Below are 10,828 nucleotides of genomic sequence, written 5' to 3' on the forward strand. Positions count from 1 at the left end.
TCCATACTTTTGCAGCCGTCATTGGGCTTTCGGCCATTATAGTGAAATCTGCCTTATTATTTTCTGTATTCAAATATGTTGGAGCAATTTATTTAATATACATTGGCTTTAAAACATTATGGTCCTTGAAGAATAATGAAGCTGCCGCAAGTATGGAGACAAACACTGAAAATAAGTACGGACAAAAATCTTGTTTTCGTCAAGGATTTCTTACTAATCTCCTTAACCCTAAGGTTGCCGTCTTCTTTTTAACCTTTTTGCCGCAATTCGTGGATTCAGGTAGTAACACCTTTATACCGTTTCTGATCATGGGCATAACCTATACCATATTAACTGCTATCTGGTTTATTCCTTATGTTTATTTAATCAATCAAATCAGCACATTTATGAAAAAGCTAGCAACACAAAAGGTTGTTCAAGGAATAACTGGGATTGCTCTTCTTGGTTTTGGCCTAAAACTAGCCCTCGAAAAGTCTCATTCATAGATGCTGTCAGGCACCACATGAAAAGGACCTCATCAAATTGAGGTCCTTTTTGGTTTCTAGTAACATTTATCACATTTTATTGTACTTTTGTTTGCAATTTAGATAGAAGTGGTCAAACATTCTCTCATTACATAGAAAAATAAAATCTTTATCGTCTACACTTTTTAAATAACTCTATTAAATTTTAATAAAAATCTAACTAAGCAAAATTGATTCTTCGATTACCCCTCTGCCAACAATCGATATTTTCCACTATAATAAATTAACGGCTCAGAATCTTTAACAAAAATGTCTGTAACCTTCCCGATAAAAAGTGTATGATCGCCCTCTACATGTGCAGCCGAAACCTCGCAGGAAATTTGTGCCAACGCATTCGGTAATACCGGGACTCCATCTCGACGATCAAACACCACTTCATGATGATTCTTCATCTGCCCGGCAAAAATCATCGACAGGTCTTGCTGATCTGCAGTTAATATATTAACGGAGAATCTTCCGCTCTGTTTTATTTTTTCCAGCATTTGTGCTTTTTCAGCAATTGAAACAACGACAAGCTTTGGATTGAGTGAAACAGACGTGAAGGCATTCGCTGTCATACCATAAACTTTTCCATCCACTTCTGTTACCACCACTGTTACCCCTGTCGCAAATTTCCCCATTGCATTTCGAAATTGACGATCATCCATTTTTTATTCCCCCTCTTCATCCGCCCAGATTCGATAGAAGAATTCCAAAACAGGCGGTAAATAACAATATATTTAAGCCCAGGCCAATTAATGCCCCTTGCCCCAACCGTTTCTTACCCTTCGTGAAACTTACAATCGGAATTATAATTAGACCAATAACAGCAATACACAAATAAGCGAAAAATATCGGTGAAAACACAAATAATATTAATAAGCCTAGCGGGTATATACCAATAGTGATTCCAATTCCCAGCCATAAGTCTTTTAATGACCCATCATCCTTATTTCCCTTATTCGGATTCAACTCAAACACTCCTATTCTTTATTAGAATAAAAGACTATTCCGCATGAATAAAAGGTCTCCCTTCAATCTCTGCCTGAATTTTCTTCAGTTCCTCCTCTTTATCATCACGGTAAAATAAATTATAAGTATCAAACGGAATAATTCTGCCGTCAGGATGGGCAATATGGACACAGGATTTTTTGACAGAACGGACATCAAAATTGTAAGCATCTAAAAACTGCATAATGATGACCCGAAATACATTGTCATAGCCAATTTGCCCAGGCATCGCTACCTTTGGTAAACAGCATAATAAATCCTGCAATGATGAAGCTGATGAATCAGGTGAATGATTTAACGAGAACAATTTGAAAATCATATTTTTTATATTCTCTTCTTGTTCAAAAACAATCGTATTGCGATCCCCTTCTAATAATATGTTGGGGTCAATTAATCCAGTTAATGGTGTTACCTCATCATTTTGTTTTAACGCATATCCCATCGCCAGACAATCTGGGTGGCATGGGACAGGAATGATATCCTTTGAACCAAATACATTGGACTGATCGATAATCATTTGTCTTACTTCACTTAATGTTAAGCGATTGGTTGATGGATCGTAGTCTTCCAATCTACCCGCCGCTTGGATTGGCTGGAAGGTAACCCCTCTGACACTTTGTTGTTTCAAGCCATATTGAATAATTTTTCCAATCTCATGATCGTTTAGTCCCTTCTTAAGTGTTACAACGAGGGTAGTGGAAATATTGTACTCATTTAAATTCTCAATTGCTTTCTGTCTAACTTCTCTTAAGTCAACACCCCTTAATTCTTCCAATATTTCTTTTTCAAAACTATCAAATTGAAGATAGATTTCAAAACCTGGAGAATATGTTGCAAGCCGCTTCACGAATTCTTTGTCATTGGCAATTCGTAGTCCATTTGTATTCACCATTATATGCCGGATCGGTCTTGATTTTGCCAGATCGAGTATATCAAAAAATTGTGGGTGTATTGTCGGCTCCCCGCCGCTGATTTGAACGATATCCGCAAACCGTTCATTTTTAATGATATTATCGAGCATAAATTCAATTTTTTCTAAGCTGCGAAAACTTCCCTTCTGCGGCGATGATTCTGCATAGCATATCGGGCATTTCAAATTACATCTTTCGGTAATTTCTAAAAGTGTTAAACAGCTATGCTGTTCATGATCGGGGCATAGCCCGCAATCATAGGGACAGCCGTACTTTATCGGCGTGTTCCAGCGATAAGGCATTTCCGAAGGCTTGATAAATTCTCGACACCATTTATAATATCCCACATCAGTTGATATCAAGACCTTTTCCAACCCATGCTTCATGCAGCGCTTCACCAAGTATACCTTTTCATTTTCAATAATGACCTTAGCTTCTACTTTCTTTAAACAGGTGGAACAAATGCTGTTCGTTAATTCATAAAATAAATAAGGACGATTAGGCATGGATTTCTCTCCTTCTTTCATTTTCTTTTTTTGATAAAAGCCAAATGTAATATCCGATTCCTAGTAAACTAGCAATTTGGATATTGTTGAGGATCCAGTAAGGGTGCGGGGTCGGTTTAATAAAATCAACCATTAAACGAAATGATAAATAACTAAGCATAAATAATTGAAATAAGAGCCCTTCCCAACCAATCTGTTCTTTTTAAAATAATTAAGGACAATAATTAGAAAGAGTAAAAAGAATATTTCATAAAGCTGTGTAGGATGGCGCACAATTCCATCACCAAAATCAACACCGGTAATCCACTTGGTTGCAACACCATATGTATGATCATCCAAACCTGTTAAAAAGCAACCGATTCTTCCAATCATCATTCCAACTGCTAATGGAAGCACAAAATCATCACCTGTTGAGCGCGTCCAGCCAATACATTTTTTGGCTGTTTCCACACCAATTAAGCCGCCTAATAGCCCGCCAACAATCGTTTTCCCTTGGATGAGGTAAATTAGATTATTCCAATTTTCCATTGTCTTTTCTGGGTCTTCAAACCAATAGAGGACCTTTGAGCCTAGTGCGGCACCTAATGTGGCACCCACAACCACCCAAAGTGCTTTATCCATTGGAATCCTTTCCTTATTTCTTGTATATAAATACACACGGATGCCAATAAAATAAGCTAATGATTCAAATAATAGATGCGGATGAATACCGAAAATATAGAAAGGGAAACTCACCATTTCCTCTCCTTTCTAAAATTGACTTCAATTTTATATTATCAGAATATTAACAAAAAATACTGCTGTTTTTTTATATTTTTACTTGATTGAAAAAGGCGTTAACTGAGCTAGCTTAATCAGCAAGATGGCAGAAAATAAAAAAACGAACATCATCTTTCATATTAGATGATGTTCGTTTTAAATTTGAAAGTTATAAAAACATACTTAAATTCATAACAGTTAATACAGCCTGATCCGGATAAACCGTGCGCTGGGCAATTTTCCATTCTCCATTTACTCTCCTGATAATATCTTCCCGCTCTCCGAATAGTTCTTCCGTATTTATCTCCGAAGCTCTACTCCGTTTAAATAAAAAATAACTTCTCACACAATATTCATCCACAACGCTAGTTGGTTCTATCATCACATTGCTGATAAAATGCCTTTGTCTTGGAGCTGGATTTTCGACCCAGGCTGATTTCGTATAAAGCCTCTCCACTTTCATGGTAATGTCTTCTTTAGTATCTGTAAAATAAGTCATTTCGTTAATCAAATTTGTTTCTTTTTTATTATCAACAGTTACACGTAAAGGCATTACATACTTTATATCGTCAGTGAGCAATTCAAGCCAATCTAGGTATTGACGATGGTCGAGTAAATAAGCTTCTTTATACAAAAATTGTGATATTTCATAATGCAGGTCAGTCCCCACATCCCTCACCCCTTGATTCATTCATAATTAGCTCCAGCCAGTATTTATGCATACTTCTAGCGATATGGTCTGTGTAACACGTCGGGTAAGCTGTCCCAGGCCCTGGGAATTTTACATCAGGCTCTAAATTGTCTAATCCCATCAAATAGTTAGCCACATTGTTATAGTTAAGTTTTCTGTCCCTTGACATTCTTCCCTGACTAGCTTCAATAATGCGAGCCCAGTTTTCCGTATCATCCTGTTCGAAGGTACCTGCTGCTCCAAACGTAGCGAGAAATCCTTTATATGATTTTTCTTTGTAATCTTCCGGCAGTGCTTTGTCAATCATATACCATACCCAAATTTCAACTTTATCTGGGCCTAACGGACGCCATACTCGAAATTGAAGGTGGTTGTGTTTCGTTCCCTCTGAACCGCTGCAAGAGCTTAAGAATGATAAATTAGGAAAAACACCTCCAACGAAGGTCGTAACTCTCGAGAAAATATCCAATTGCTCATTATTTAAATTTTTTTCGAACATTGGCCACATTGATTCTGGCATTCCTTGGTATTTGTTAGCTGATTTTCCAGTAGCAGACGTTATAACATTAATTCCATGCCCGTCGGATAAAACAACTTGATGCCCGAATGATGCATATAAAGGATCAGTCGGTGTAAGCTTCATTTCTACAGCTGATCTATGTGTAGTCTGAACATGGTAAGGGTCGGCTGCAAAGTTTTCACTGGTCATTTTCCAATTAGCTTTTGCTACCCAGCGCTGGGGGAGGCCTCTTACTTCCATTCCCCCATCACTGCGTCCTAGCATAATATCAAAATACCATTTCATTTCACCTAAATATTCTTCTAAAGAAACAGCATTATGATCGAGGTTTCCAAAAATCATACCTTGGTAACTTTCTACTCGCGGAACCGGACGAAGACCCCATTCACTTTTGTCCATTTTTTCACCGTATACTTTATTGCCGGCAACAATTCCGATTAGTTCACCATCTAGATTATAGCTCCACCCATGATAAGGACATGTATGCGTTTTCTTTTTCCCGAAGTCTTCTGTACATAGTCTTGTACCCCTATGGGTGCACGAATTAAGAAAAGCTTTAATTTCACCTGTCTTGTTTTTCATTAAAAGGATTGGATCATCAGCCATCATTCTCGTTATATAGCTTCCGGGCTCGTGCAATTCTGATTCGTGTCCTAAAAATAGCCAAGTTGTCCCAAATATCCTTTCTTGTTCTAATTTATATATTTCTGGATCCGTTACCACCCACTGGGGCAAATATCCTTCTTCAACTTTTTCTTTAATTTGCTGGAGCTCTTCAGCTTTCATATATAACTCAACCCCTATTAATGGTTTTGGTCATGTATTACAAACAGCATACTTCTAGTTAGATACTGTTTGAATAGAATTTTGGATAATTAATGTTTGATAATGATTCTTTCGAATAAAATGGGTATAGCTCTCGTTCAAGCTGATAGTGGGCAAGGAATCCTCCAAGATAATAAGAGGTCCTGTTACGAAAACAAAGAGATCTATTACTTCGCAATCTGCACTTCACGTGTTTTATCTGATTTACCAAAATACGCTTCCTGAACCCTTGGATCTTTTAATAACTCATTTGCTGTTCCGGAAATCTCTATTTTTCCATGTGCTAGAACGCAGCCGCGATCCGCAACCTTTAATGCCGCCTTGACATTCTGCTCAACAAGAATAATCGTTGTTCCAAGATCATGAGTTAATCTTTTAAGAATATTCATAATGTCTTTGACAATTAATGGAGCTAATCCCAATGAAGGTTCATCAAGCATAAGTACTTTAGGCTTTGCCATCAGACCTCGCCCAATTGCCAGCATTTGTTGTTCCCCTCCGGATAGTAGACCGCCAGGACGGTCAAGCATTTGCTTTAAACGTGGAAACAGCTCCACCACATTTTGATAATCCTGTTCTATGACTTTCTTATCCTTGTGATACCGATGATATGCACCTAATAACAGATTATCTTTAACACTAAGGGATGAAAATATTTGCCGGCGTTCTGGTACTAAACAGATTCCTTTTGAAACAACCTTTTGAACATCGTTTTTTGTAATATCTTCATCTTTATAATAAATAGAACCTTCCTTCGGTAAATACACACCTGCAAGTGTTCCTAATAATGTACTTTTCCCTGCACCATTGGAGCCGACGATAGCGAGTAATTCAGCTTCATTCAGTTCAAATTCAATACCCTGTAATACATGTAGAAAGCCATGATAGGTGTGGAGATTTTCTACTTTAAGCATTAACATACTCCTCCTCTTCATCGCCTAAATATGCTGCAACTACCTTAGGGTTTTGATAGATTTCTTCTGGTGTCCCCTCACCAATTTTCACTCCATTATCAAGGACGACAATCCGGTCGGAAATGGACATAACGGTTTCCATATCGTGTTCGACGAAAATAAATGTCATCCCTTCTTCCCGCATTTTTAAAATTACATCGACAAGCTGCCTTGACTCTTCAGGATTTAAGCCGGCCATTGGTTCATCTAATAGAATTACTTTCGGATTTGAGGCTGCTGCTCGAGCAATTTCTAATAGTCTTTGATTCCCGTATGGCAATGTAATAGCCAATTCATGTGCCAAGCCGGCTATGCCTACCCGCTCCAAGCATGCCATTGCTGTTTCCATAATTGTAACTTCTTCCTTTGTAACCATTGGTAATCGTAATCCAGCCATCAGCAGATTTGTTTTCATTGTTAAATGAGCGCCGGTCATGACATTTTCGATGACAGACATATTACTAAATACCTCTAAATTCTGAAACGTTCTTGTGATCCCTGCTTGGGCAATTTGGTAGGGTTTCTTCCTTGTTAAATTTTTATCTTCAAAAAAGACATTACCGGACGAGGCAGGCAGGACACCTGTTATCATATTAAACAATGTTGTTTTACCTGCACCGTTCGGTCCGATGACCGCAAAGATTTCACCTTTATTTACGTTGAAAGAAACATCACTTACCGCAACAACACCGCCAAATTGTTTCGTTAAATTTTCGACTTTTAAAATTATTTTAGCTTCACTCATTGGTTTTCTCCTCCCGAAGCAATCTGTTTCTTATTAATCTGCAACGGAGTTTCAATTGTAACTTTTTTCTTTTGAAACTTTGAAAATATTTTTTCTAATTGAGGAGATAAACCGTTTGGCATATAGATAAGTGTTACGACTAATAAAATTCCAAAAAAGACAATCTCAAATTCTCCACCTTTGTTTGGTAATAAAATAGGCATGAAATGTTTCAGTAATTCCCCTAATAATACGTAGGCTGCTGCACCAATTACTGATCCCCAAATACTTTTAGATCCGCCGATAATAACCATAATCAAGAAATAAATAGATGTCATTGCACCAAATAAATCAGGATTGATAAATGATACATAATGAGCTAAAAGTGACCCTGCTAATGAGGCAAACATTGCGCTTAAGACAAACACTTGAAGCTTATATTTCATGATGTTTACCCCGACTGCATCCGAGGCAATCTCACTTCCTTCAATCGAACGCAATGCCCTGCCAATTCTTGAATGAATGATATTCCGTGAGAAGATTATTCCGATAAATACAAACACCCAAACTAAATAAAAATAGCGAAGATCACTATTAAATTCAAAGCCAAATAAATTGATTGAAGGGATACCGAAAAAACCATTCGATCCTCCCGTTAATTCCCGGAACTCTTTGAATAAAGTAAAAACAATAATTCCAAAACCCAACGTTGCTAAGGCTAAGTAATGCCCTTTTAATTTAAATGTTGGAATTCCGACGATTATTGCGATGATACCCGCAATGATCATCCCAACAATCATCCCAATCCATGGTGATAAACCGTAGGTTGTAGATATGATTGCAGAGGAATATGCACCTATCCCATAAAATGCAGCGTGTCCTAAAGAAATTTGTCCTGCATATCCAATTAACATCGTCATTCCATTACACACTAGGGCATAGATTCCAACCATGATAAATACTGTTAGGATATAGCTTGAAGGAATTACAACAGGCAAAACAGCAATTAGGATAGGAAGAATGATGAGACCTATGAAGCTGTTATGATAAACCTTTTTCAGATCTTTTTTTTCCATAAGAGTATCCTCCTCCCTTTATACCCGTTTACCTGAGGCTTTAGCAAATATACCTTCCGGTTTAACAAATAGGATAATTAACAATAATGAGAAACTAACCACATCCTTTAACCCTGACGACCATAATCCTTCTGCGAATGATTCTAAAATTCCGATTAGAAAGGCACCGCCAATTGCAGCCGGGACGTTCGTTAATCCTCCAACGACAGCGGCAACGAATGCTTTTAATCCAATCATCATCCCCATGTCGTATGATGCGCCCGAGATTGGGGCAATAACAATACCTGCAAGTGCACCCAAACCGGCACTAGTTGAGATTGCTAAAAGTGACATTTTTTCCGGTTTAATACCCATTAATCTTGCAGCAAATTGATTAACTACACAGGCAGTTAACGCTTTGCCTATAAAAGTTTTGTTAAATAGATAGAACATGACGACCAGACTTACTAGTGATATTCCAATTGCCCAAATATTTTGCGGCAAAAGTACAGCATTCAAAAATTTAATTGGAGTATTATCTGTAAACGGTTGTAATGACTGTGGCTGTGTTCCCCAGATTAAGATAGCAATTCCTCGAAAGGCAATTGATACACCGATCGTAATAATAATAAGGGTTGGTACTGACGCCTTACGAGCCGGATAAATCGCCACTCTTTCGAACAATCCCCCAATGGCGATAACAATCATAATACTTAAAATAACGGCTGCCCATAGAGGCAGCCCCATCTTAACGAATGATATACTGATTAACGCACCGAACATAGCAAATTCACCTTGTGCTAAATTTAAAACGCCTGTAACATTGTAGATGATGACAAAGCCAATGGCGATTAGTGCGTAAATGGATCCGATTGTTAATCCAGAAAATAGCAACTGGATGATCTGGCTTGAAACTTCCATTGTATCCCTCCGTTTTTATTACTGAAATGTGGTGAATATTGTCATCATTCACTATTTTGATTTATAAAAAATTCGAAAGTTATCTTTCATTTTTCCAAAGCATCCTAGCAATTTATATTGTCCTTTTAGCCTTAGTCTTCAATTGTCCACTTGCCATCTTTAATTCGTACCATTACAAGGCTGCTTTCTGTCGTTAATCCATTATGATTTTTCGGGCTAATTTTAAAGATTCCGTTGAGTCCAACGAATTCTCCTAAATCATTTTCAAAATAATCTTTAATTCCTTTTGGATCAGTTCCCTTCTTTTCAACTGCTTCTTTAAGCATAAAAAATGCATCCCATGGATGTGCTCCGAACAGACTTACACCCTTATTGTATTTTTCTTCATACATTTTTTTGTATTTTAAAAGAACTTCTTTTTGTGGATCTTTATCCTTCAATTGGTCGGCAACAATTAGTTTTCCAGATGGGAAAACCACATCATTCGCTGCATTACCTGCTAATTTAATTAATTGTTCGGAACCAATAGCATGACTTCCAACAATCTGTAATTCGATTCCTAGTTCACGAATGTTTTTAATAACTACGGAGGACTCCTGAACTGTACCCCAAACAATGATTACTTCAGGATTTTCTTTTTTCACACGCGTTAGCATCGGCTTTGCATCCTTTACAGTAACCTCAAATTCATCCTCAATTACTGCTTCTATGCCATACTTAGATGCCATCTTTTTAAATTCGGTATGCGCGCCGGTTCCAAATGAGTTGGAAACATTTAACCAGGCAACCTTTTTTAGACCTTTATCTTTTAAGTATTGTAGGATTTTTTCAACGGCATGGCTGTCATTTGGCGGAACCTTAAATACCCAATCACGTGAAGAACCATCTTCTTTTTGATAGATTTGAAAACTTGATGAAGTTGCAATAAAAGGTACTTTGTTTTGCTCTGCCAGAGGAACCATTGCTAGTGCATTTCCACTAATTGTCCCTCCAATTACTACGGAAACCTTATCTTGAGTTATCGCCTTTTTCATTGCTAATACAGCTTCATTTTGGTCGGACTTATCATCATAAGTAATTAATTCAACCTTCTTGCCGTTAATTCCGCCCTCTTTATTTTGGTTTTCAACAACCATTTTTAATGTTTCAAGTCCAGGTTCACCAAGAGGGGCTGCGCCGCCGGAAGAAGAAAAGATTCCAGCGATTTTGATTGTTCCGGAGCTTTTATCCTTACTATTGTCTTTAGAGGTAGTTTCAGAACTAGAATTACAAGCGCCTAGTGCTAACATACTGATGAGAAATAACACTGCTACCATCAATTTTTTCATTGTTACACCCCTTAATTTGAATTAAATGTTTAATAGAATATGAAAACGCTAACATTCATTTGTATACATTAAAGTTTTAGCCAGGTTTCTGATACTTTCTCCGAATCCATTATTTGAATAT

At 37.4% G+C, this 10,828-nt stretch carries 12 protein-coding genes; 1 reads left to right on the top strand and 11 read right to left on the bottom strand.

The genetic code is table 11. The annotated features are described in order from the left end of the window. A partial coding sequence (locus V7150_RS24825; RefSeq protein WP_335523588.1) for a LysE family translocator occupies positions 1-485 on the top strand: 485 nt, incomplete at its 5' end. Positions 486-706: 221 nt separating this feature from the next. Here V7150_RS24825 and V7150_RS24830 read toward each other — a convergent pair. From V7150_RS24830 to V7150_RS24880, 11 genes are all read right to left on the bottom strand, one after another. Then, positions 707-1,171 carry a flavin reductase family protein gene (locus V7150_RS24830; RefSeq protein ID WP_335523590.1) on the bottom strand — a complete coding sequence of 155 codons (465 nt, stop codon included), beginning with the start codon at positions 1,169-1,171 and terminating at the stop codon, positions 707-709. 16 nt (positions 1,172-1,187) lie between these two features. Next, a complete protein-coding gene (locus tag V7150_RS24835) occupies positions 1,188-1,475 on the bottom strand; it encodes a hypothetical protein (protein WP_335523593.1) in 288 nt (95 codons plus the stop codon). A gap of 34 nt (positions 1,476-1,509) precedes the next feature. Further along, the gene (locus tag V7150_RS24840; protein ID WP_335523595.1) at positions 1,510-2,931 is read right to left on the bottom strand and encodes a radical SAM protein; all 1,422 of its coding nucleotides are present in this window, start codon (positions 2,929-2,931) and stop codon (positions 1,510-1,512) included. 132 nt (positions 2,932-3,063) lie between these two features. Then, positions 3,064-3,666, bottom strand: coding sequence for a prolipoprotein diacylglyceryl transferase family protein (locus V7150_RS24845; RefSeq protein WP_335523597.1), 603 nt, complete (start codon positions 3,664-3,666; stop codon positions 3,064-3,066). A gap of 193 nt (positions 3,667-3,859) precedes the next feature. Beyond that, positions 3,860-4,381 (bottom strand): 3-phenylpropionate/cinnamic acid dioxygenase subunit beta, encoded by a 522-nt coding sequence (locus V7150_RS24850; RefSeq protein WP_335523599.1) that lies wholly within the window; start codon positions 4,379-4,381, stop codon positions 3,860-3,862. Next, positions 4,350-5,687, bottom strand: coding sequence for an aromatic ring-hydroxylating oxygenase subunit alpha (locus tag V7150_RS24855; protein ID WP_335523601.1), 1,338 nt, complete (start codon positions 5,685-5,687; stop codon positions 4,350-4,352). Before V7150_RS24855 ends, V7150_RS24850 begins: the two co-directional genes overlap by 32 nt. Before the next feature lie 206 nt (positions 5,688-5,893). Next, a complete protein-coding gene (locus tag V7150_RS24860) occupies positions 5,894-6,640 on the bottom strand; it encodes an ABC transporter ATP-binding protein (protein WP_335523602.1) in 747 nt (248 codons plus the stop codon). Continuing rightward, on the bottom strand, positions 6,633-7,424 hold the full coding sequence (locus V7150_RS24865; RefSeq protein ID WP_335523603.1) for an ABC transporter ATP-binding protein: 792 nt from the start codon (positions 7,422-7,424) through the stop codon (positions 6,633-6,635). The genes V7150_RS24860 and V7150_RS24865 overlap by 8 nt, the downstream gene beginning before the upstream one ends. After that, positions 7,421-8,479, bottom strand: a complete 1,059-nt coding sequence (locus V7150_RS24870) for a branched-chain amino acid ABC transporter permease (protein WP_335523604.1) — start codon at positions 8,477-8,479, stop codon at positions 7,421-7,423. The genes V7150_RS24865 and V7150_RS24870 overlap by 4 nt, the downstream gene beginning before the upstream one ends. Positions 8,480-8,497: 18 nt before the next feature. Then, positions 8,498-9,379: a branched-chain amino acid ABC transporter permease gene (locus tag V7150_RS24875; RefSeq protein WP_335523606.1), complete on the bottom strand. Its 882-nt coding sequence runs from the start codon at positions 9,377-9,379 to the stop codon at positions 8,498-8,500. A gap of 131 nt (positions 9,380-9,510) precedes the next feature. Continuing rightward, positions 9,511-10,707: an ABC transporter substrate-binding protein gene (locus tag V7150_RS24880; RefSeq protein ID WP_335523607.1), complete on the bottom strand. Its 1,197-nt coding sequence runs from the start codon at positions 10,705-10,707 to the stop codon at positions 9,511-9,513. Between the last annotated feature and the right edge of the window lie 121 nt (positions 10,708-10,828).

Origin of the sequence: Neobacillus drentensis, assembly GCF_036965245.1 — a bacterium.
Lineage (GTDB): Bacteria > Bacillota > Bacilli > Bacillales > Cytobacillaceae > Neobacillus > Neobacillus drentensis_G.